The 23,036-nt window shown below is 33.4% G+C and carries 19 protein-coding genes and 1 pseudogene; 5 read left to right on the top strand and 15 right to left on the bottom strand.

The genetic code is table 11. The annotated features are described in order from the left end of the window. Window positions 1-85: 85 nt before the first annotated feature. A pseudogene (locus AC1RPX_RS06045) lies at window positions 86-508 on the top strand (transposase); the annotation flags it as partial. 126 nt (window positions 509-634) lie between these two features. Here AC1RPX_RS06045 and AC1RPX_RS06040 read toward each other — a convergent pair. Both AC1RPX_RS06040 and obgE read right to left on the bottom strand, forming a co-directional pair. Beyond that, the gene (locus tag AC1RPX_RS06040; protein ID WP_481761719.1) at window positions 635-2,545 is read right to left on the bottom strand and encodes an acyltransferase family protein; all 1,911 of its coding nucleotides are present in this window, start codon (window positions 2,543-2,545) and stop codon (window positions 635-637) included. 81 nt (window positions 2,546-2,626) lie between these two features. Further along, window positions 2,627-3,943, bottom strand: coding sequence for a GTPase ObgE (gene obgE, locus AC1RPX_RS06035; RefSeq protein ID WP_409022424.1), 1,317 nt, complete (start codon window positions 3,941-3,943; stop codon window positions 2,627-2,629). A 194-nt stretch (window positions 3,944-4,137) separates the two neighbouring features. On the opposite strand from obgE, the gene AC1RPX_RS06030 reads away from it, so the two are divergent. Genes AC1RPX_RS06030 through AC1RPX_RS06020 form a run of 3 tightly spaced genes read left to right on the top strand, consistent with a single transcriptional unit; the run spans window position 4,138 to window position 7,754 of the window. Further along, the gene (locus tag AC1RPX_RS06030; protein WP_481761718.1) at window positions 4,138-4,893 is read left to right on the top strand and encodes a DeoR/GlpR family DNA-binding transcription regulator; all 756 of its coding nucleotides are present in this window, start codon (window positions 4,138-4,140) and stop codon (window positions 4,891-4,893) included. Beyond that, window positions 4,890-5,801, top strand: coding sequence for a 1-phosphofructokinase (gene pfkB / locus AC1RPX_RS06025; RefSeq protein ID WP_481761717.1), 912 nt, complete (start codon window positions 4,890-4,892; stop codon window positions 5,799-5,801). Before AC1RPX_RS06030 ends, pfkB begins: the two co-directional genes overlap by 4 nt. 24 nt (window positions 5,802-5,825) lie before the next feature. Further along, on the top strand, window positions 5,826-7,754 hold the full coding sequence (locus AC1RPX_RS06020) for a PTS fructose transporter subunit IIABC (protein WP_409022421.1): 1,929 nt from the start codon (window positions 5,826-5,828) through the stop codon (window positions 7,752-7,754). Between the two features lie 115 nt (window positions 7,755-7,869). Here AC1RPX_RS06020 and uvrC read toward each other — a convergent pair whose 3' ends face one another. The 3 genes from uvrC to AC1RPX_RS06005 form a co-directional block, all read right to left on the bottom strand. Then, on the bottom strand, window positions 7,870-9,639 hold the full coding sequence (uvrC, locus tag AC1RPX_RS06015) for an excinuclease ABC subunit UvrC (RefSeq protein WP_481761716.1): 1,770 nt from the start codon (window positions 9,637-9,639) through the stop codon (window positions 7,870-7,872). Window positions 9,640-9,748: 109 nt separating this feature from the next. Further along, window positions 9,749-10,483: an amino acid ABC transporter ATP-binding protein gene (locus AC1RPX_RS06010; RefSeq protein ID WP_409022419.1), complete on the bottom strand. Its 735-nt coding sequence runs from the start codon at window positions 10,481-10,483 to the stop codon at window positions 9,749-9,751. Continuing rightward, a complete protein-coding gene (locus AC1RPX_RS06005; protein ID WP_481761715.1) occupies window positions 10,476-11,936 on the bottom strand; it encodes an ABC transporter substrate-binding protein/permease in 1,461 nt (486 codons plus the stop codon). Before AC1RPX_RS06005 ends, AC1RPX_RS06010 begins: the two co-directional genes overlap by 8 nt. Before the next feature lie 202 nt (window positions 11,937-12,138). Here AC1RPX_RS06005 and AC1RPX_RS06000 point away from each other — a divergent pair, with 202 nt between their 5' ends. Continuing rightward, window positions 12,139-12,291, top strand: a complete 153-nt coding sequence (locus tag AC1RPX_RS06000; protein ID WP_409022417.1) for an SPJ_0845 family protein — start codon at window positions 12,139-12,141, stop codon at window positions 12,289-12,291. Between the two features lie 37 nt (window positions 12,292-12,328). Here AC1RPX_RS06000 and AC1RPX_RS05995 read toward each other — a convergent pair whose 3' ends face one another. The 10 genes from AC1RPX_RS05995 to dapA form a co-directional block, all read right to left on the bottom strand. Beyond that, window positions 12,329-12,622, bottom strand: a complete 294-nt coding sequence (locus AC1RPX_RS05995) for a nucleoside triphosphate pyrophosphohydrolase family protein (protein ID WP_409022416.1) — start codon at window positions 12,620-12,622, stop codon at window positions 12,329-12,331. Continuing rightward, on the bottom strand, window positions 12,612-13,217 hold the full coding sequence (gene yihA / locus AC1RPX_RS05990) for a ribosome biogenesis GTP-binding protein YihA/YsxC (protein ID WP_481761714.1): 606 nt from the start codon (window positions 13,215-13,217) through the stop codon (window positions 12,612-12,614). The genes AC1RPX_RS05995 and yihA overlap by 11 nt, the downstream gene beginning before the upstream one ends. A gap of 119 nt (window positions 13,218-13,336) precedes the next feature. Continuing rightward, window positions 13,337-13,768 carry a hypothetical protein gene (locus tag AC1RPX_RS05985; protein WP_481762411.1) on the bottom strand — a complete coding sequence of 144 codons (432 nt, stop codon included), beginning with the start codon at window positions 13,766-13,768 and terminating at the stop codon, window positions 13,337-13,339. A 55-nt stretch (window positions 13,769-13,823) separates the two neighbouring features. After that, window positions 13,824-14,891, bottom strand: a complete 1,068-nt coding sequence (locus tag AC1RPX_RS05980; RefSeq protein WP_409022413.1) for a WxLIP family cell surface protein — start codon at window positions 14,889-14,891, stop codon at window positions 13,824-13,826. 138 nt (window positions 14,892-15,029) lie between these two features. Next, window positions 15,030-16,289 carry an ATP-dependent Clp protease ATP-binding subunit ClpX gene (gene clpX / locus AC1RPX_RS05975; RefSeq protein WP_409022412.1) on the bottom strand — a complete coding sequence of 420 codons (1,260 nt, stop codon included), beginning with the start codon at window positions 16,287-16,289 and terminating at the stop codon, window positions 15,030-15,032. Window positions 16,290-16,466: 177 nt separating this feature from the next. Beyond that, a complete protein-coding gene (gene tig, locus AC1RPX_RS05970) occupies window positions 16,467-17,765 on the bottom strand; it encodes a trigger factor (protein WP_409022411.1) in 1,299 nt (432 codons plus the stop codon). Between the two features lie 149 nt (window positions 17,766-17,914). Then, the gene (gene tuf / locus AC1RPX_RS05965) at window positions 17,915-19,102 is read right to left on the bottom strand and encodes an elongation factor Tu (RefSeq protein ID WP_409022410.1); all 1,188 of its coding nucleotides are present in this window, start codon (window positions 19,100-19,102) and stop codon (window positions 17,915-17,917) included. 315 nt (window positions 19,103-19,417) lie between these two features. Then, window positions 19,418-20,338 carry a hypothetical protein gene (locus AC1RPX_RS05960; RefSeq protein ID WP_481761712.1) on the bottom strand — a complete coding sequence of 307 codons (921 nt, stop codon included), beginning with the start codon at window positions 20,336-20,338 and terminating at the stop codon, window positions 19,418-19,420. Between the two features lie 58 nt (window positions 20,339-20,396). After that, entirely contained in the window at window positions 20,397-22,124 is a 1,728-nt protein-coding gene (locus AC1RPX_RS05955; protein ID WP_409022408.1) for a ribonuclease J, read from the bottom strand. 20 nt (window positions 22,125-22,144) lie between these two features. Beyond that, the gene (dapA, locus tag AC1RPX_RS05950; protein ID WP_481761711.1) at window positions 22,145-23,014 is read right to left on the bottom strand and encodes a 4-hydroxy-tetrahydrodipicolinate synthase; all 870 of its coding nucleotides are present in this window, start codon (window positions 23,012-23,014) and stop codon (window positions 22,145-22,147) included. Window positions 23,015-23,036: the final 22 nt, after the last annotated feature.

The raw sequence follows: 23,036 nt of genomic DNA, 5'->3' as shown, positions 1-23,036 counted from the left end.
GGACATACAAAAATCCCTCCATGATTATCGGATGAAATTATATTATTTCATCTGACAACCATAAAGGGATTATTACAAAGCTTTAAAAACTCAGTGGCGCCTTTTTCACAAACAAGAAACAGAACTAGAAAGTTCAAAATCTGTTTATTTTTTTAGTACGAAAGAATATATGACGCAACAGAATGTTGTTGATTTAGGATTAGAACAAAGTTCTAACTTCAAAAAAGTCTATGAAACATATCAAGATATTTTATTAGCTATCAATAAAGCCGACACTTCTAATTTAACTCAGTTATTAGAAGACTATCAACCTAATAACAGTGAAATGGATACTGTAATAACCACTTTTAAAAAGAATCAGCATTATATTAAAAATAGTTTATCTTCACCATATTCAAATGGCCCTATAGAGGGACTTAACCGAAAAATTAAAACACTTAAACGTAGCTGTTACGGTTTCAGAAACTGGCATCATCTATTTGAAAGAATTTTATTAATTCATAACTAAAAAAAGGAAATCCTTTTGGATTTCCCTTAATTAAATTAGACGTTTATCGTCTCACCAACACTATTTGACGCAGACCCAAAAATAAGAAGCCCTACAAACCATAGTTTGTAGGGCTTCTTAAGTATTTTACATATTTTTAATTAATTGTCTTGCAATATACGTTGCATAATACTTTGAACCATCGGGATCTGGATGAACATTATCATCATAAAACCACTCTGTATGATCCTTACTATATGAATACCAATCAATTATATGCAAATTTGAATATTTTTTCTTTTGTGTCTCCAACATGCTATTAACGGTACCTTCCCAACGCCTTGTTGGGACATGTACATTAATCCAGTAAACTTGTTTCCCCGAACCAACTGCACTCATAATATCGTCAAACTGATCGGTTGTAAATGGACTATTTGTCCCTAAACCAATAACAACGTTATCTTGAAGTTTACCTTGCTTAGCCAACAACCTAATATCATCAGCAGCTGTATATACCTGACGACCGACTTTTGCATCAACATACATATGTGGGAAATCATCTTGTAATATGTTTTCTCCATCTGCCAATACAGAATCACCAATTGCCGTTGCATATACGCTTGAGGCTTTTTTTGTCTCAGCCTTTGTTAATGATGTTGGGCTTTGTTTTTCAGCAACTACTTTTGAAGAACTAGTTTTAGAAGCACTTTTGCTACTTGATTGTTTTTTCTTAGAACTAGACGAGCTCGGTTTTTTTAATGCGTCAGCATTCTTTTTATCAGCTACTTTAGCATTCTCACTAATAGTATTCTGTAAAGCATTCACTCCAGTAATTGAAAGACTTGGTCCGTTAATTATTCCAAACAACGCTATACCAATTATTAATGCACCCACAATAATAGAAAATTTTTGACGAGTTTTTTTAATATCCTTTGTAAAGGTTTCTTTAATAAATGTAAATGTTTGTTTATAATTAAATCTTTGTAGAGGTCTTTCTAAGAATCGATATGACAAATCACTCACTAATAAAATGATAGATATTTCAATTAGCGCGTTTAGCCATGGATGATCACCTATACTCTGAATCTTTGACTCATAGAATACCATTATTGGAAATTGATATAGGTAAATGCCATAACTTCTCTTACCAACCCAAGTAAAAACAGGATTTGTCATAATTTTGTTCATATCCGCTCCAGGATGTGCAATTGTAGCTACAAAAATCATAACTAAAACTGAAAAGAAAAACATCCCTCCACGATAAACAAGCGAACTTTGATCTGACATAGTCAAAAACAAACTAATAATTGTTATGAGCGATACTATACCTAACGCATCTAAAACAAATCGGCCTTTTTTTGAAATTTCCTTTTTTAAAGAACTGCTTGGCCAAATAAATGAAAGTGCTGACCCCAATAAAATTGAAAACATTCTTGTATCCGTTCCATAATAGACACGACTTGGATCAGATCCTGCTTTATACAAGAAGGCCATCGCTAATGCGGAAATAAAAGCTAAGATAAAGATAAGATTAAAAATCCGTTCTTTTCGTTTTAAAAACACAATTAGCAACGCCACTATAATAGGCCAGAAAAAATAGTACTGACCTTCAATTGATAGCGACCAAAGATGCGTAAATGGTGATGGCGTCCCGAAATGATCAAAATATGATTCTTTGTGCAAAACTTGAAACCAATTATAAACATATAACAAATTTGATGCGAAAATTTCTTGAATATTTTTCAATAACTCTCTTTGAAATAGTGTTATATAGGCAATAGTTGCAATCAACATCGTCAATAACGCTGGATAAAGTCGTCGAACCCGTCGAATATAAAAGCCTAGAACATCAATTTTTTTATTTTGTTCCCATTCCTGATTAAGTAAATCAGTAATCAAGTAACCCGATACAACAAAAAATATCGGTACACCTAAGTATCCACCTTGTAGACTAGATGGCACGAGGTGATAAAGGATAACCCCAATAACAGCCAATGTCCTCACGCCATCAAAGCCAGTAATATATCTGGCTTTTTTTAATCTTTTTTTCTTATCCATCTTGTTCCGTTCTCCTCTTATCTTATATAAATTACCCTTTTATTTGCTGATAGCGTAACCGTAAATTATTAATATTCCGAATTATTCAACGAACTCAAATGAGAATTTATCAATTCTCACTATATCCCCACTTTTAGCACCACGTTCACGTAAAGCATCATCGACACCCATACCACGAAGTTGACGTGCAAAACGCATCAAACTTTCGTCTCGGTCCATATTTGTCATTTGGTATAGACGTTCTAATTTTTCTCCAGAAAGAACCCAAGTTAAATCTTCATCCCTATTAATAACAAAATCAGGTGCAGATTTTTCTTGTTCTTTTTCGAAATCATAGATTTTTTGTTGTGCTTCTTGTTCTTTCAAGTTTAGTGCTGGGAACATTGGTGTTTCTTCCAATAAATCACCAGCTACATTCATTAAGGTTTGTAGTCCCTCACGAGTAATAGAAGAAGTAGAAAATACACGAGGTGTTTCTTCCACTGTAGAATCTTCTGCCAATTGTTTTTTAAATGCTTCTAACTGTTCTGCAGCCCCTGGCATATCCATCTTACTTGCCACAATTAATTGCGGACGTTCAAGTAATTCAGGGTCATAATTTTTTAATTCTTTATTAATCTTAAGATAGTCGTCAAACGGATCACGACCTTCTTCAGGATTCATATCAACTAAATGAAGAATAACACGTGTCCGCTCAATATGACGTAAAAATTGAATTCCTAATCCAACGCCAACTGAAGCCCCTTCAATCAATCCGGGTAAATCAGCAATAACAAAATCACGGTTATCATCTAAACGAACCATCCCTAAATTAGGTGATAACGTTGTAAAATGATAATCTGCAATTTTAGGTTTGGCACTTGTCACAACTGAAAGAAGCGTTGACTTACCGACAGATGGAAATCCAACTAACCCAACATCAGCTAAAACTTTTAATTCAAGTTGAATTTTACGTTCTACTCCAGGTTCACCATTTTCAGAAATTTCTGGAGCTGGATTTTTAGGACTAGCAAATCTAATATTGCCACGACCACCTCGACCACCCTTGGCAACAACAGCATAATCTCCTTTATGAACGAGATCAGCGATTACTGCTCCTGTTTCAGCATCTTTAATTGTTGTTCCTTCTGGTACTTGAACTCTTTTATCAGGTGCACCATGTCCGTGCATCCCTTTAATCATTCCTTTTTCACCAGATTCAGCTCTAAAATGTTTACTGTATCTAAAATCCATTAAAGTTCTTAATCCTTCATCTACTTCAAATACAATACTACCACCACGGCCACCATCACCACCGGCTGGTCCACCATTAGGTACATATTTTTCTCGACGGAACGCTACCATCCCGTCGCCACCTTTACCTGCTTTTATTTCAATTGTAACTTGATCTATAAACATACGATCACCTATTCTTTCCGTTGACTACTAACTTACTATTTTAAAGAAGAAAAAGTCATTTGTCTATGTATTTACTTAACTCTTTTAAAAATTCAAGCCAATTTCTCATATTTCAAATTTTTTTGGTATTTTTGAATGTTTTTGGTTGATTTTGAATGTTTTTGGTGGTATTTTATTTATAAGGAGTTGAGAAAGTGCTTACAATTGAAAGGTGCCAATATATTATTTCTGAAATTGACAAACATGGTTATATTAAGTTACAAGATATTTGTCATAAATTAAATGTCTCAGAATCAACTGTTCGACGCGATTTACAGCAGCTTGAAACTGATGGTGAATTAGTAAGAGTTCATGGTGGTGCACAAAGCATCCAATCATTAAAAGTTGAAGCAAATTTAGAAGAAAAATTTTCATTAAATACGCCAAATAAAATAGCAGTTGCTAAAGCTGCTGCAAATTTAATCAAACCTAATAATGTGATTTTTCTTGATGCTGGTAGTACAACTTTCGCAATGATTCCCTATCTTAAGTTAGTTAACAATCTAACTGTTGTTACAAACGGTGTTAATCATGCACTTTCTCTTTCTGAAAATGATATTAGAACAATCGTCATCGGTGGTCAAGTTAAAGCTAATACAAAGGCTATTGTGGGAGCTGATAGTATTAAATCAATCAAGAACCTTCAATTTGATTTAGTCTTTCTCGGTATTAATTCAATTAACAATAAATTTGGATTTAGCACACCAGATCCTGAAGAAGCCGCAGTTAAACTGGCCGCAATTCATCAAAGTCGACAAACTTATGTTTTAGCCGACAAATCAAAATTTAACCAAGTTTCATTCATTAAAGTTGCAGATCTTAATCAGGCTACAATTATCACTGATAAATTGCCGGTAACTGATTCTGAAAATTATAAAACACAAACAAAAATTTTGGAGGTACAACAATGATTTACACAGTAACTTTAAATCCTTCTATTGATTACATCGTTCAACTAGATAAGTTAACGCTTGGCGAAGTTAATCGGATGGATTATGATACAAAATTACCAGGTGGTAAAGGTATAAACGTTTCCCGAATTTTAAATGAATTGAATCAACCTAATAAAGCACTTGGTTTTATTGGTGGATTCACAGGTGAATTTATTAAGTCAGCTATGATAGCTAATCACCTAGATACTCAATTTACAAAAATAAAAGCTGATTCTAGAATTAATATTAAAATAAAAGCTGACCAAGAAACCGAAATAAATGGTAAGGGTCCTCTAATATCAGATGATGAACTTAAACTATTCAATGAGCAATTTGAAACATTGACGTCTGATGATACTGTCATTTTAGCTGGTAGTTTAGTTCCTAACCTATCTCAAGATTTTTATTATGAATTAATTAAAGTAATTCGTTCTAAAGGCGCACAATTTGTTATTGATACAACTGGTGAAGCACTATTGAAAACAATTAGTGAAAAACCTCTCGTCGTGAAACCAAATCACCATGAATTAGCCGAATTATTCAATGTTACTTTAAACGGTATCAACGATATTGTGAAATATGGTCAAAAATTATTAGAATTAGGTGCACAACATGTTTTAATTTCAATGGCTGGCGATGGCGGCCTATTGATTACTAAAGATGCTGTTTACCAAAGTAATGCGCCTAAAGGGACTGTTATTAATTCAGTTGGTGCTGGCGATTCAATGATTGCTGGTTTTACAGGTACCTTTGCAAAAACTAATGATCCTATTGAAAGTTTTAAATATGGACTAGCTTGTGGCTCCGCAACTGCATTTTCTGAAGATATTGCAACTATTGAAAAAATTAACGAAATTTTACCACAAATTGATATTAAGAAAATCTAACTATTATAAAAGGAGTTTTACACTATGGACTTAAATGAATTATTACTTAAAGATGTCATGATTATGGATCTTCAAGCAACAACAAAAGCCGAAGCAATTGATGAAATGGTACATAAATACTTTGAGGCTGGCGTGATTGATGATGAGGAACTTTACAAACAAGACATTCTAAAACGTGAAGCACAATCAACTACTGGTATCGGTGAAGGTATTGCCATGCCACATGCAAAAAATAAAGCTGTTAAACGTGCTACTGTCCTATTTGCTAAAAGTAAAGCAGGACTTGACTATGATTCACTTGATGGTCAACCTACATTTTTATTTTTCATGATTGCTGCTCCTGAAGGTGCAAACGATGCCCATTTACAAGCATTAGCTGCTTTATCAAGTCTATTAATTAATCCCGATTTAGTTGATAAATTAAAAACAGTCACAACTCCAGATGAGGTTCAAGCTGCCTTCACTGCCGCTGAAAATGAAAAAGAAGCAAAAGAAGCTGCTGCACAACTTGCTGCTAAAAACACTGATGTTAAACCATCAGGTAATCCATACGTGGTCGCTGTAACAGCCTGCCCTACTGGTATCGCTCATACTTATATGGCTGAAGCTGCCCTCATCAAACAAGCTGAAGAGATGGGCGTTGACATTAAAGTTGAAACAAATGGCTCAGAAGGTATTAAGCATCGTTTAACTGACGAAGAAATTAAACGTGCGTCTGGTGTCATTGTCGCCGCTGATAAAAAAGTTGCTATGGATCGTTTCGATGGCAAACCTTTAATTAACCGTCCTGTTACCGATGGTATTAAAAAAGCCGAAGAATTGATTACTGCCGCAGTAAACGGAAAAGCACCTATTTATCATGCTAAAGGAACCGACGCTGCTGAAAATGATGAAGAAACCTCTGGTAGTGTTTGGAATGAAATTTATAAGAACTTAATGAACGGTGTATCACACATGTTACCATTTGTTGTTGGTGGCGGTATCTTAATGGCACTCTCATTCATCGTTGAACAATACGTTCCCGGTGGCTCAAGTTCACAAACTTTTATCTTCTTAAATGGAATTGGTAATTATGCATTTGCTTTCTTAGTACCTATCTTAGCCGGTTTTATTGCTATGAGTATTGGTGATCGTCCTGCCCTTATGCCTGGTATTGTTGGTGGTTACATGGCTAACTTTGCTGCCGCAAATGTTATTAAAACTGAATCTGTTTCTGGTTTCTTAGGTGGTTTAGCAGCTGGTTTTATTGCCGGTTATGTTATTGTCGGTCTTAAAAAACTCTTTAAAAACTTACCAAAATCACTAGATGGGATGAAACCTATCCTAATCTACCCTATTTTATCCTTATTAATTGTCGGCGCGATTATGTTCTTTATGGTTAATCCTATCTTCGCACAAATTAATCATGTCTTGTCAGATTTCTTAACTCATATGGGAACAGCCAATGCCGTCTTAATCGGTACAATTCTTGCTGCTATGATGGCTATCGATATGGGTGGTCCATTTAACAAAGCAGCTTATACATTCTCAATTGGTGTCTTCACTTCTACTGGTGATGGTAAAATGATGGCTGCTGTTATGGTTGGTGGTATGATTCCTCCACTTGCAATAGCTATTGCATCAACATTCTGGAAAAATAAATTTTCTGAAGATGAAAGAAAAGCCGGTTTGTCAAACTACATTCTTGGTATTTCATTTATTACTGAAGGTGCTATTCCTTACGCAGCAGCAGATCCATTACACGTCATTACATCAAGTGTAATTGGTGCTGCAATCGGTGGTGGTTTAAGTCAATTCTGGAACGTCTCTGTTCCTGCACCTCATGGTGGTCTTTGGGTAATTGCCTTAGCTACAAATAAAACGTTCTACTTACTTTCTGTTTTAATTGGTGCTGCAGTTGCAGGGATTATCCTCGGTATCTGGCGTCCAGTTGCAAAAGAAAATAAGAAATAATTCGTTTAACTTTGAAGAGCTATCAGGATAATACCTGATAGCTCTTCTTTATTTTAAAATAAAAAGGAGTCCTTAATGACATAAATCTCTGTCATTAAGGACTCCTTTTGTAAATTTATAATGATAATTTTATTGTTTGTGCGACTGTCTTTGAAATACCTAATCCTTGTAACTCTTCCATTGAAGCGTCTTTAATATGTTTCATCGACCCAAATTCTTTTAACAATTTCGTTTTGGTTTTTGGCCCAACACCCTGGATAGAATCTAAACGAGAACTAAGTGAGTTCTTTGAATGAACTTGACGATGAAAGGTAATGGCAAATCGATGGACTTCATCTTGAATCCTTTGTAAAAGGTAAAACCCTTCACTCTTTGGATCCAATGATAGTCTTTGATCAGCATCACCAAACATTAAATCAGATGTTTTATGCTTGTTATTTTTAACCATCCCCGCTACTGGAATCATTAAATCTAATTCATTACTTAAAACGTCTTTTGCAGCTTCTATTTGTATTTCAGCACCATCCATTAAAATTAAATCTGGCATAGGCTTACCTTCCTTCAAAAGACGTGTATAACGTCGGCGAACAACTTCACGTGTACTTGCTGCTTCATCCGCATGATCAACTGTATTCAACTTATATTTGCGATATTCGCTCTTCTCAGGTTTACCATCAATAAAACTAACCATGGCTGATACCAGATCAGTCCCTTGTATATGTGAGTGATCAAAAGATTCTATTCGATGACCTTCTGGAATCCCCATAGCGTCTGTAATTTCTTTCATGGCACCAGTTGTTTTGCGCCCATCTAATTCTAGTAATCTGAATTTTTCTTCAAGAACTAAGCGAGCATTTTTTTTAGCTAATTTTAAAAGTTCACTTTTTTGCCCACGTTGTGGTGTCCGAATTGGTACTTGTAAGATATCAGATAAGATATCTGTATCAATTCCTGCTGGAACTAATATTTCTTTTGGTAACACATTATTTTTTCGATTATAAAACTGAAGGATAAAAGTTGCCATTTCTTCTTCAGCCGTTGTTACAATTGGAAAAAGTCTTTTTTCTCGCTTCATTAATCGTGCTTGCCTAATAAAGAAAACTTGAATTGACAACCAACCTTTATCCAGATAGAAATTAAACAAATCTCTAGGTGTATTATCATTTGAAATGATTTTTTGTTTTTCAACAGTAACTTCAATAAAATGAATTTGATCACGTAATTCAGCGGCACGTTCAAATAACATTTCATCCGCTGCCTTACTCATTTCTTTTTTTAGTTTTTGTTTTGCTACAATCACATTACCATTTAAAAATGATTTGATTTTTTTTATTTGAGCCTCATATTTTTCATGCGGAACTTCTTTAAAACAAGAGCCTAAACATTGCCCCATATGATAATACAAACATGGTCGCTTCTGAAATCCATTGCATCTTCTTAAAGGATAAACTTTTTGTAAAAACTGCAATGTTTCCTGAGCTGCATAAACATTTGGATAAGGACCAAAATAAAATCCACCGTCCTTATTAACCTGACTAACGATTTGCATCATTGGGTCTTTTTCATTTGTAATTTTAATATATGGATATCCAGTACCTTTCTTTAATTTTATATTATAATACGGCTGATGTTTTTGAATTAAAGTAATTTCCAACAGAAATGCTTCTTTATCAGTGGATGTAATAATTGTTTCAAAATCAACAATTTGAGAAACCAATTTAGCTGTTTTTCCATCATGCGCACTTTTGAAGTAAGAACGCACCCGATTTTTTAAATTTTTTGCTTTCCCAACATAAATAATCTGACTATTTAAATTTTTCATGATATAGCATCCTGGTAATGCTGGTAATAATGCTAATTTATTTTCGATATGCTCTGAAGCCAATCGAGGCACCTTCTTTACGTTAATATATGCTTTAATTATACCCCGAACAAGCGTTTGAATAAAGAAAATAGATTCCAAATAGACGGGAGTCTATCTGAAATCTATTTTTTTACAATATCTTTGATAAAAAATCTTGCGCACGTTCTGACGTCGGATGATCAAAAACATCTTCTGGACGTCCTTTTTCTTGAATATATCCTTGATCCATGAACCAAATTTGATCTGCTACTTCTCTAGCAAAACCCATTTCATGTGTCACAACTACCATCGTCATTCCGTCACTAGCCAACGTTTTCATAACTTTAAGTACTTCTCCGACCATTTCAGGATCTAATGCTGAAGTTGGCTCATCGAATAAGAGTACTTCTGGATCCATGGCTAATGCTCTGGCAATCGCAACTCGTTGCTTTTGACCACCAGATAAACTATCTGGATATTGTAGTGCCTTATCTGCTAATCCAACTTTTTCTAATAAATTGGTAGCTATATCAGCTGACTCTTTATCTGATATATTTTTAACTTTCATGGGAGCCAATTTTATATTCTCAATTACATTCATATTTGGAAACAAATTAAAACCTTGAAAAACCATCCCCATTTTTTCTCTCAATTGATTTAAGTCTTTTTCATTTAAACTTGTTAAATTTTCACCTTCGAATAAAATATCCCCTGATGTAGGAACTTCAAGTAGATTCAGACAACGTAAAAAGGTACTTTTACCAGATCCTGATGGTCCAATCACACAGATAACCTGTCCTTTATCAACTGATTCAGAAATATCTTTTAAAACATCATTTTTTCCAAAGGATTTTCTTAATTTATTAACTTCAATAATTTTAGACATGCTTCATCTTCCCTTCAAAGTAATTTAATAATTTAGATAAGCTAAATGTTAAAACAAAGTAAATTAACATTGCAACAAAGATAGGCGCAATACCTTTATAAGTAGCTGATTGAACCATTTTCATCTGATAAATTAAATCAGTCACACCAATAATAGAAACAATTGAACTTTCTTTTATTAATGTTATAAATTCATTTCCCAGAGCTGGCCAAATATTTTTTAGTGCTTGTGGAATAATAACAGACTGATACGTCTCTTTCTGTGAAAGCCCCAAACTTCTTGCTGCTTCCATTTGTCCATCATCAACAGAAGAGATTCCCGATCGTATTACTTCAGCTATATATGCGCCTGAATTAAGCGATACAGCAATAATACCTGCAATTAGCGCTGGAATATTTACTAACATTCCAATACCGAAGTACACAAACATCACTTGAATCATTAGAGGCGTTCCACGAACAAATTCAATGTAGGATACTGCAATTACTTTAATCACTTTATTTTTGCCCAAACGCATGAGTGCTAGCAACGTTCCTAATATAACACCAACAATAACTGAAACCGCCGTTATTAATAAAGTATAACCAATTCCTTTGGCAAAATATTTCCAATAGTGAATCATTGTGTTATCCGATGTATTTTTTGTTAAATAATTACTAGCCTCAGGTAAATATGTCGTATTTATTAAATTTTTCTTTTTAATTTCTTTAATAGACTTATTTACAGCTGCCACCAAAGTATCGGAATTCTTTGCAAATCCGGCTGCAGCTCCCCTTGCATCAGGCGCTGAGATAAATCCAGGATTAACAACTGCTAATGAACTATCATTTTGTGCGTATGCTTTAGCAGTTGGTTCTTCCATGGCAACACCCGCTACCTTACCACTTTTAAGCGCTAAAATTAAATCGGTTACTTTAGCCAACCCTTTAATATTCACATTTTTTATTTGTTCTTTACTCATTGTATATTGAAGCGATCCAGTTTGAGCCCCAACTGATAGCCCAGAAAAATCATTTAAAGTCTTATATTTATCTTCATCAGTCTTATTAACCAACATCATTTGTTTTCCATTGTAATAAACATCTGAAAAATCAATACTTTTTTTACGATCATCCGACGGATTCATACCTGAAATAACCATATCAATTTTATTAGTTTCTAAGCCAACAAGTAATGAGTCAAAATCCATTTTCTTAATTACTAACTTAACTCCAATGTCTTTAGCAATTTTTTGTGCAATTGAAATATCAAATCCAACGATTTTATCATCGCCATTAACTGTTGTTTGAAATTCATAGGGTGGATAATCTGGACTTGTTCCAAGTACTAACGTTCCCTTATCCTTAACATTCTGTAAAGAGTTACCAGTTGCAGCACTTACTTGATTACTACCAACTAACATCATGAAAAATGCGATTAATATACCTATAAACCATTTTTTATTTATTTGCATCAATTTACTCCTCTTTTTTAATTTCTCTTATTAGTGAATAAATCGATTATATGCTACAAAGATTTTTTATGCAATTAAATACATATAATAAATGACTTTATACATATAAAAGTTATTTAAAGCGCTTTTTATGCATTAATCAGTTGTCTTGTATTCATTTTAATAAACTGTTATTCTATATTTACATAAGGAGGCTACAATTATGAGCTTAAAAATCCAACGCCAAGATAACTTGGAAAGTTTATTTGATAAATTTGCACTTGACCCTAAAGATCCTGCTAAAGTTGAACTTAAGTCTTCAGAAACGGAAGAGAAGCCTAGTTCTGATGTTAAAGAATCGAAACCTAAAAAATAAAAAAATTCAGATAAGTTATAAACTTATCTGAATTTTTTTATTTTTTAAATCCATCTGGGTAACGTTTATTTAATTTTAAAATATTATCTCTTGCAACATCATCAAATTCAATATCGGCCCATTCAGCAATTTGGGATAAATACCAAAGTACATCTCCCATTTCTTTAGTTAATTTCACTTTATCTAATTCTCGACCTTTAAAAGTATAATCTTTAATTAAATCAACTAATTGTCCACCTTCAGCCGCAACACCTAATGCACAATTTGTTAAAACTTGTTCAGTTCCATATAATGTGCGATTTGCTGCTTCTTGATATTCATTAAATTCCATTTTTTTCTCCTAGTTCTGTATGACTTTCAATCCATTGCCAAATCTCTTCTTTTCCAGATTTGTCTTGAGCCGAAAATAAAACAAAATCATCTTCAGGTGTCAAAGACAATGAACGTCTTATGATACTCTCATGTTGATTCCACTTACCACGAGAAATTTTGTCGCTCTTTGTCGCAACAACCAATACAGGAATATCGTAATAGTGAAGAAAATCAACCATTTGAACATCTAATTTTGTTGGCTCATGTCGAGCATCAACTAATGAAATGACCCCTCTTAAAGAAGTACGTTCTGCTAAATAGGTTTCAATCATTTGTCCCCACTTTGCACGTTCTGTTTTTGACACTTTTGCATATCCATATCCTGGAACATCTACGAAAAATAATTTTTGTTCCACGTTATAAAAGTTCAATGTTTGCGTTTTTCCAGGCTGACTAGAAGTTCTCGCATAACTTTTACGATTTATTAACGTATTTATTAATGATGATTTTCCAACATTAGAACGTCCTGACAGTGCAATCTCAGGAATACCATCTGTTGGATACTGTGCTGGTGCAACGGCACTCATAACAAGTTCAACATTATGAACATCCATATTAAACACCTTCCTTTCAATACTCAAACCATTTTACCATATAAAAATGTGTTAATGTAACTTAATCTGAATCAAAAAGCTTTACAACATGAATTAAATAATTCGATGTTGTAAAGCTTTTATTTTGTTGCTGCCGTTTGGATAATCCAAATTATTTGTACTTCCGAATATGTTACCACATGCGTTGTCAAAATCTGAATTAAAGTATTGGGCCAATAAAATAAATATTCCCCACTACTATCTTTAGCATTTGCTGTTATATTAGTTGAATCTCCAGAAATTAGATCACCATAAGTTCTTGGCATATTCTTTAATCCAGACTGTAACTTTGGCCGAAATAAGTCAACATGTACAATATCGTTTGACTTATATTGTAGCCTACCTTTCAATTGCCATGATGGTGTCAATCCATCAGTTGCGATTATTTGCAAATAAGGTGATTCTCTATTATTACTATCAGAATAAATTGCAAATTCTGAATTATTTTTCTTAACATATTTGTTAACCGTATTAGGTAACGTACTGTACCCATACGTTATGTCTGCAGACACACTTTTAAGTGTCACGAGCATACTGAAAAATAAAATAAATAATAATATTAAATACTTACTTATCAGCTTTTTTCTTATCAACATATCTTTTAATAAGGAAAAAGATTAGTATCACTAGGATTGCGAGACCAAGACCTAAAGCAACATACCATAGCGGATTTGTTGCTTTTTGTGGATCTCCAATAGCATCTTTGTTGTACTTACTTGCATCATCATTTGTAATTGTGAAGTTTTTATTGAATTTCCAAGTGTTTTTACCACTTGTTGCTACAGCCTTTAATGTGTAGTCTCCAGCTTCTAATTGACCCTTGTCATAAAGCATTGGGAATTTGAAATTTGAATTAGGAGCCATTGATAGGTTCTTTAATGTTGTATTTTCTAAAACATCTGTTGAACCCTTTTTCATAATTTCAGATTTAATTGTTAATTTAGGAATAATTACGGCTTTATCGTTTTGGAATACAGGGAATACACCTTTACGATAGTTTCTCATACCAGCTTTAACTGATAATAAATTCATATTTGGTTCAACCGTCTTCTTCTCTAAAATTTTAATTCCAATTGCATATGAATATGCATTTGAAATTGAAATCCCTTTTTTATTACTTGTTTCTTTAGTTGAATTATCAACTTTTTCAAAATACCAGCTACCTAACAAAACACCGTTGAAACTATCTTTTGGCATAGTAATTGTAGCCTTAACGATTTTACTTCCTTTAGCAGGAACTGTTACGACACTACCTGAATCTAACTTAGTAAGTGAAGCTAAAGGATATTTCATTGATTTATCAATATTCTTTTTTGCTAATTCTTTTGCATATTCAAGCTGACCATTATCATTTGTAGATGCTGTATAAACAGCATTACGAATTTTTAATGCTTTGTCTGATGAATTAAAGATTTTAACTGAAATCGTTTCTTTTTCCTTAGCATCCAATTTCAAATCAAAGTATGATTGTTTCAAACTAGCTTTAACTTGTTTATCAGATTGAATACTTTGAACACTGTACCCAATATTATTTGCAGGAGCCTTAGCTTCAACAGACTTATTGAATAACCCAAGTCCACCCAACAATACCCCAGAAAATCCGAACAAAATCGCTTTTTTTATTGTTTTATTCATGACGTCCACCCTTTATTATTTATTAAAATTATTAACCTTAAATTCATTATACTACATTTATATTCATTACTATGTCTTTTTTTTAGAGTGTACTCACTATATTTGACAGTCTTTAAATGACTATACTCTAACAAGACTTTAAGATGCTGCTTTCTTGCTCCCTTTAATTATTACAGGACCATCAGTTTGATCAACTGTTGCTTTAGTGATAATTACGCGCTCGATGTCTTCTTGGCTTGGAATATCAAACATAACATCACGCATTGTTTCTTCAATAATAGATCGCAAACCTCGTGCCCCAGTATCTCGCTTAATAGCAAGTTCGGCAACTCGTGACAATGCCTCAGGTTCGAATTCAAGCGTCACACCATCTAATTCAACAAGTTTTGTATATTGTTTAACCAATGCATTTTTAGGTTCCGTTAAAATTCGAACTAAATCTTCTTCTTTTAATTCTTCTAAAGCTGTCATAATTGGTAAACGACCAACAAATTCAGGAATTAATCCAAATTTTAATAAATCTTCTGGAATAATTTGTTGCATAACACTATTTTGTTCATCAATAGTTTCAGAATTGGATTCAGCACCGAAACCAATCGTTTTATCGCCTAATCGATTTTTGACCATTGTTTCAATTCCAGCAAATGCCCCACCAACAATAAATAAAATATTCTTAGTATCTATTTGAATTAATTCTTGTTGTGGGTGTTTACGTCCACCTTGAGGCGGAACACTTGCAATAGTACCTTCAAGAATCTTTAAAAGTGCCTGTTGAACACCCTCACCTGATACATCACGTGTGATTGAAACATTCTCACTCTTCTTAGCAATTTTATCGATTTCATCAATGTAGATAATTCCTTTTTCAGCTTTTGCAACATCATAATCTGCACTTTGCAATAATTTTAAAAGGATATTTTCAACATCTTCACCAACATATCCAGCCTCAGTTAAAGTAGTGGCATCTGCAATAGCAAATGGTACGTTTAAAATTTTAGCTAAACTTTGTGCTAAATATGTCTTACCTGATCCCGTAGGACCAACTAAACAAATATTACTTTTTTGTAATTCTGTTTCGTCATTATCTTCGTCAACTTCAAGCATATGATTAACTCGTTTATAATGATTATAAACCGCAACTGACAACGTTTTTTTAGATTGATCTTGCCCAATTACATAATCATTCAATTTATTCATAATTGCTTGTGGTTTTAATACAAGTAATGGTTCAGAATCCATTTGTTCCCTGAATTCCTCGTCGATAATTTCCTTACATAAATCAACACATTCATTACAAATATAAACACCAGGTCCAGCAACGATTTTCATTACTTGATCTTGTGACTTACCGCAAAAAGAACAATTTACGGGTCCGCCTTCTTCAGTATTTTCGAACATTTTACCACCTCGTATTTTTCTTCTCATCTTTTACTTTATGCATACCTATAGTACCAAATAAAGCAATATTTCGCGAATATTTACGTTCAAATGTATTTAACAAAAAAGATTGAAGCTAATAAACTCGCTTCAATCTCATTCATTCAAAATGATTAATCAAAATATCCGATTAATTATTTATTTTTTCATTTTTGCTTCTTCAACTGCTGAGTCAGCTAACTCGTCAACAACTTTCTTGATAGCAATATCATGTTTTACCATATCGTCTGAAAGAGCAGAACGAACTGCTTCTTCTTCCATACCATATTGTTCTGCTAAGTTTGATATTTCAGATGAAACTTCTTCTTCAGAAGGTTCAATTTTTTCAGCGGCAACGATAGCTTCTAACACAAGATTTGTTTTAACACGACGTTCTGCGCCTTCTTCAAATTGTTTGTGTAAATCGTCTTCACTTGTTCCTGTTAATTGGAAGTACATCTTTGTGTCAATTCCTTGTTGTTGCATATTTGCAAGGTATTGATCCATTTGGCGATGAACATCTTCTTCAATCATTGAATTAGGAATTTCATCAACTTTAGCATTATCAACTGCTAATTCAATTGCTGCATCTTGAATTGCTTCCTTAGCTGCAGCTTCTTTTGTTTCTTTAATTTGATCTTTTGTTTTTGCTTGTAATTCTTCAAGCGTATTAACTTCTTCATCAACATCTTTAGCAAATTCATCATCCATTTCTGGAAGTTCTTTGCCTTTGACTTCATGAACTTTAACAGCAAATACTGCTTCTTTACCACGTAAGTCTTCAGCTTGGTAATCTTCAGGGAATGTAACTTTTACGTCAACATCCTCTCCAGCTTTATGTCCTACCAATTGGTCTTCAAATCCAGGAATAAATGAATTTGAACCTAATTCAAGAGTATAATTTTCTGATTTTCCACCATCAAATGCAACGCCATCAACTTTACCTTCAAAATCAATGATAACAGTGTCGCCAGAAATAGCTGCTTCGTCTTCTTTAAGTACAAGTTCAGCTTGTTGTTGACGTTTTGCTTCTAAACTATCTTCTACGTCTTTTTTAGTTACTCGACGTGATTGTTTAGGAACAGTTAATCCTTTATAGTCACCTAATTCAACTTCTGGTTGAAGTGTAACTTTAGCTTTAAGGACCCATGTAGAATCTTTTTCTAAACTATCAATGTTAATATCAGGTTGATCAACGGGTGATACTTTAACTTCTTCAAGTGCCTTTTCGTATGCTTCTGGCAATAGAATGTTTAAAGCATCTTCGTATAATGATTCTTCACCATACATTCTGTTAAATACTTGACGTGAAACTTTTCCTTTACGGAATCCAGGAACAGTTAAATCTTTCTTAACTTTTAAGAAAGCTTTTTCCAATCCTTCTTTAATTTTATCAGTTTCAATTTCGAATGTTATTTCTCCATTGTTTTTACCTGTTTTTTCAAATTTTGCTGACATTGTTTTCCCTCCGGTAGAACAAAAATTTTATATTCGTACTATTTATATACTTGTCTATTTTACCGTATCATTACTAGATTGTAAATGGTTATAAAAAAAAATTCGAAAAGCAAAAGCTTTCCGAATTTCTTTTTTTAATTAATTAAAAATTAATCATCAATTTCTGAAACGACTCCGGCACCAACAGTACGGCCACCTTCACGAACAGTAAATTTAAGACCTTTTTCAATAGCAACTGGGGCGATTAATGATACTGTAAATGTAACGTTATCACCAGGCATAACCATTTCTACACCTTCTGGTAATTCAATAACACCAGTAACATCAGTTGTATGGAAGAAGAATTGAGGACGGTAGTTTGAGAAGAATGGAGTATGACGTCCACCTTCTTCCTTAGAAAGGATATAAACTTCGCCTTTGAATAATTTGTGAGTTTTGATTGAACCAGGTTGTGCAAGAACTTGTCCACGTTCGATTTGTTCGCGATCAACACCACGGAGTAAAGCACCAACGTTATCGCCGGCTTCACCTTCGTCAAGTGTTTTACGGAACATTTCGATACCTGTAACTGTTGTTTTAAGAACATCTTCATGTAAACCAACAATTTCAATATCGTCTCCGACTTTAACTGTACCACGATCGATACGACCTGAAGCAACAGTTCCACGACCAGTAATTGTAAATACATCTTCAACTGGCATTAAGAATGGTTGGTCTGTAGGACGAACTGGTGTTGGGATGTATGAATCAACAGTATCCATTAATAATTCAACTTGTTTTACAGCTTCTGGATCGCCTTCAAGGGCTTTAAGAGCTGAACCACGGATAACAGGAATATCATCGCCTGGGAAATCATATTCGCTTAATAATTCACGAACTTCCATTTCTACAAGGTCTAATAATTCTTCATCATCAACCAAATCAGTTTTGTTTAAGAACACGATAAGGTAATCAACACCAACTTGGCGAGCAAGTAAGATATGTTCACGTGTTTGAGGCATAGGGCCATCAGTTGCGGCTACAACTAAGATAGCACCATCCATTTGTGCAGCACCAGTGATCATGTTTTTAACGTAATCAGCATGTCCTGGAGCATCGATATGTGCGTAATGACGTGCAGCTGTTTCGTATTCAACATGGGCAGTATTGATAGTAATACCACGTTCACGTTCTTCAGGTGCAGCATCGATTGAAGCGAAATCTGCTGCTTCACCGAAACCGTTGTCTGATAATACTTTACTAATTGCAGCTGTTAAAGTTGTCTTCCCATGATCGACATGTCCAATAGTACCAATATTAACATGGGGTTTTGTTCGTTCGTAATGTTCTTTTGCCATGAATAAGAGCCTCCTAGTGTTTTTGTAAGAATAAAACAGTTTTAGAAAATCTAACCCTGATGATTCTTTGTTTTTATTATACTACTTCTTTATTTAATAACAAAATACATTATCATCAAATAAAGAAGAATCCTTAAAATATTATATAGACTGTTTAGAGTTTTGTAAATACCTATTTAAAGAATACTGAAACTTTTTATCTCGTCTTAAAATAACCTGGTTAAATCTACGCTCATACAACTAAATCTAAGTGAAATTTTGGATTCTTTATTAGAATATCATAGATTACTGTAAACGGCTAGCTTTACCTAATCATTAATTCATAATTTCAGTTAATTCTTTCGAAAGTAATGCATTTAATTCAACCATATACGTTAAATTTTCAGTCCTTTTAAAAGTGGATTCCATACCTAACTCACTTTTTACTAATTCAATCCATTCTTTCTCAATACCCAAAAAATCACTTGCAAAAGGATAAATCATCCCCAATTTTAAATTTAACATATGATTTAAAGAATTATTCATTTGTACATCAATAGTTCCCTCATCATTTTTTGTTAATTGATTAATTGTCAGTAATACAGGTTCATTTTCATTTGCAACTAATTTTTTTACGTCAATTTTTTTCTGAGTTCCATCAACCCATAAATAGTTTATTATTTCAATATTATTAGGTATCTTTTGTACCTCTTGCAATAGACTTGATTTTATAATTGGATGTACGTCTTTATCCATAAATATTTTTTGACAAGCATCTAAGAATTCATTTTTAGGTAGTACCAGTCCACTTTGAACAATTTGTTGCTGTCCAAAAAAGTCCACTGAACCTAAGTGTGCAAATTGACGTTCATTTTGTCTAAGTTGTTTATCGAATTTTTCACGGCATTCATTTTCAGCATCCAAAACTAGTGATGTGGCAAAAGGTTGCTCTTTAACCAATTGCCAAGCTCGAATAAATTTATTGTTTTTTAACAGTATATTTAAATAAACTGCAAATTGATCCCCACGTTTTAAGTAATCGCTATAAAATTCGTCAGCGATAATTAACGCTTCTTGAAATTGAGCATCCAAAACTAGAGAATTAACCAATAATTTATTATTTTTAAAACTACGATGACCATCATAATTTTTTGTGAATAATTGTGATGCTAGTTGATAATTTTTGTCACTTACAGCCTTTTTTGCTAACTGATAATTTTGTTTCTCTTGGTCGGGAAACGGAATAATTTCTGCCATAATATCCTCTATTTATTCTAAAAAAAGGGATAACAACATTTGTGTTATCCCTTTTTGATTATTTTTCGTTATTTTTTGTTTCCGCCGGTTTAACTTCTTTAGACTTTGTTGATTTTCTATGATACTGATTAATTTCCATAATAACAGGTAAAATAACTGGACGTCGTTTTGTTTGTTCATATAGGAAATGACTCATTTTTTCACGAACATCTTGTTTTAAATGTCCCCAATCAAATTCTTTATTGTTCAAATTATCTTGTACTGTTTCTGACACAATTTCAGCACTCTTTTCAATTAAATCAAGGCTCGTTTTTGTATAAACAAATCCTCTTGATGTAATTTTAGGCTTGTTTATGATTTTTTTCTTTTTACGATCAATTGTGACGACTGCAATAAAAATACCATCTTCAGAAAGTATTTTACGATCTCTCAGTACAATATTTCCAATATCACCAACACCAATACCATCAATCATGGTATTTCCTGCTTCAACTTGCGATCCTAAATTCATTTTTCCTTCAGAATAACTTAAAACATCACCCTTACCAGTAATAAAGATATGATCATATGGCATTCCTAATGTATGTGCTAAATCAGCATGTGCCGCAAGTAATCGATATTCACCTTGAATTGGAACCAGGTATTTTGGTTTCATTAAATTGATCATTAGTTGTAAATCATTTTGACCAGCATGACCTGAAGAATTTAATTCATCAGAAATTGCTTTCACATCAGCTCCTGCTCGGTAAATGAGATCTCTTGTCTTTGCCACATTAGTTTCCATAGCTTTTGACGTTGTTGTCGTAATGAAAACAAGATCTCCTTCATGAATATTAACAGTTGAATGTTGATTTAAAGCCATTCGCTGTAATGATTTTAAAGGTTCACCCATTTTACCTGTTTCCAATATAATTAGTTGATCATCGTCATATTTGCTAATATCACTCATTGGAACAATTAAATTTTCATCAGGAAGAACTAATTTCTTCAAATCCATAGCTGTTTTAACGATTTTTTCAACATCGTGTCCTGTTAATATAACCTTTCGATGACTTTCCTTTGCAGCATTTAGTATCTGTTGTACTCGTAATATATTTGATGCCACACAGGCAACAATAATACGACCTTTTTGATATTCAAATGTTTCATTAATGTATTCGTCAATTGCACTTTCATTGACTGTTGGGAATGGGTTCTCAGCATTAGCTGAATCACTTAATAACGCTAAAACACCATTCTTACCAATCTCAGCTAAACGTCCAAAATCTGTTTGGTAAACTGGTGCCGCAGCTTGATCGAACTTAAAATCACCTGTATAAACAATCTGCCCTTCATCAGTACCTAAAACGATTCCTAATGATTCAGGAATTGAATGGGTCGTTTTAAAGAATGAAATTGTCGTTTTACCAAAATCAATCTCAGTCTGATCATTAACAACGTGAAAATCAGAAAATTTACTTGCCTTAGGATCATTTTCAATATTAATTTTTGCTAATGCAATTGTTAATTCTGATCCAAAAACAGGCACATCAAATTCACTCACAAAGTATGGTAATGCACCAATTGCATCTGCATGCCCATGTGTTAAGAAAACACCTACAATTCGTTCTTTATTTTCTCTCAAATAACTAAAATCAGGAATTACAATATCAATCCCTAATAAGCCATTTTCTGGATACATTAATCCAGAATCAAAAATAAATAGATCATCATCCACTTCAACGACATACATATTTTTACCATTTTCTCGAACGCCACCAAGTGGAATTATTTTAACTTTACTCATTACTTCACCTCTTACATATTTTATATTTTTAGTATTTTCACTAGTTGATTTATTTCATTGTCAGTTAATGCCTCTATTGGTAAACGACACCCACCTACTAAGATACCCTTGTAATTTAAAGCTGCTTTAGCTGGTCCAGGAGATGGAAGAGAAAAAAGTGCAGCCATTTTTGGCGTCAACTCTCTTTGAATATCTCCTGCAAGCTTAATATTTCCATCTTGTACAGCTTGATACATTTTAGTCATTTCAATACCAAATATATGGCTTGCAACAGAAATAACACCACTTGCTCCTAAGATTTTTGCAGTCAAACTATCCGTATCTTCACCAGTATACACCAAGAAATCATCTGGCGTTTGTTCAACAATACGACTTAAATTTTCACTACCTGTACAATCTTTAATACCAATAATATGATTATTATTAGATAACTTAACAATTGTTTCAACAGTCATAGTTACGCCTGTACGACCCGGAATATTATAAATGAAAATAGGCAATTTCGAAGCATTTGCAACTGCTTCAAAATGAGCAATCATACCTTTTTGATTAGGCTTATTATAGTATGGCACAACAACTAAAGCTGCGTCCACACCAGTAATAGCGGCTACCTCATTGGTAAAATCAATTGTCTCCATAGTATTATTTGATCCTGTACCAGCCATAATTGGAACTCTACCATTAACTATTGCCACTGTTTTTTTAATCAAATTTAATTTTTCAGAATGATTCAACGTAGGCGATTCGCCCGTAGTACCATTAACCAGGATACCTTTTGAACCTGTTAAAATTAAATGTTCAATTAATTTAATTAAGCGATCTTCATCCACTTGATTCTGATCATTAAATGGTGTGACCATAGCTGTCATTATATCTACATTTTCAAACATTCGCTTAATTCACTCCTTTCTT

It is taken from the genome of Dellaglioa sp. CoH-56-MRSF-14, from assembly GCF_056782115.1.
This window is presented reverse-complemented; position numbering and strand designations above follow the sequence as displayed.

Coding starts and splice junctions, on each gene's coding strand:
- AC1RPX_RS06040 (WP_481761719.1), bottom strand. CDS start 2,545: ATGGATAAGAAAAAAAGATTAAAAAAAGCCAGATATATTACTGGCTTT.
- obgE (WP_409022424.1), bottom strand. CDS start 3,943: ATGTTTATAGATCAAGTTACAATTGAAATAAAAGCAGGTAAAGGTGGC.
- pfkB (WP_481761717.1), top strand. CDS start 4,890: ATGATTTACACAGTAACTTTAAATCCTTCTATTGATTACATCGTTCAA.
- AC1RPX_RS06020 (WP_409022421.1), top strand. CDS start 5,826: ATGGACTTAAATGAATTATTACTTAAAGATGTCATGATTATGGATCTT.
- AC1RPX_RS06010 (WP_409022419.1), bottom strand. CDS start 10,483: ATGTCTAAAATTATTGAAGTTAATAAATTAAGAAAATCCTTTGGAAAA.
- AC1RPX_RS06005 (WP_481761715.1), bottom strand. CDS start 11,936: ATGCAAATAAATAAAAAATGGTTTATAGGTATATTAATCGCATTTTTC.
- AC1RPX_RS06000 (WP_409022417.1), top strand. CDS start 12,139: ATGAGCTTAAAAATCCAACGCCAAGATAACTTGGAAAGTTTATTTGAT.
- AC1RPX_RS05995 (WP_409022416.1), bottom strand. CDS start 12,622: ATGGAATTTAATGAATATCAAGAAGCAGCAAATCGCACATTATATGGA.
- yihA (WP_481761714.1), bottom strand. CDS start 13,217: ATGGATGTTCATAATGTTGAACTTGTTATGAGTGCCGTTGCACCAGCA.
- AC1RPX_RS05980 (WP_409022413.1), bottom strand. CDS start 14,891: ATGAATAAAACAATAAAAAAAGCGATTTTGTTCGGATTTTCTGGGGTA.
- clpX (WP_409022412.1), bottom strand. CDS start 16,289: ATGTTCGAAAATACTGAAGAAGGCGGACCCGTAAATTGTTCTTTTTGC.
- tig (WP_409022411.1), bottom strand. CDS start 17,765: ATGTCAGCAAAATTTGAAAAAACAGGTAAAAACAATGGAGAAATAACA.
- tuf (WP_409022410.1), bottom strand. CDS start 19,102: ATGGCAAAAGAACATTACGAACGAACAAAACCCCATGTTAATATTGGT.
- AC1RPX_RS05960 (WP_481761712.1), bottom strand. CDS start 20,338: ATGGCAGAAATTATTCCGTTTCCCGACCAAGAGAAACAAAATTATCAG.
- AC1RPX_RS05955 (WP_409022408.1), bottom strand. CDS start 22,124: ATGAGTAAAGTTAAAATAATTCCACTTGGTGGCGTTCGAGAAAATGGT.
- dapA (WP_481761711.1), bottom strand. CDS start 23,014: ATGTTTGAAAATGTAGATATAATGACAGCTATGGTCACACCATTTAAT.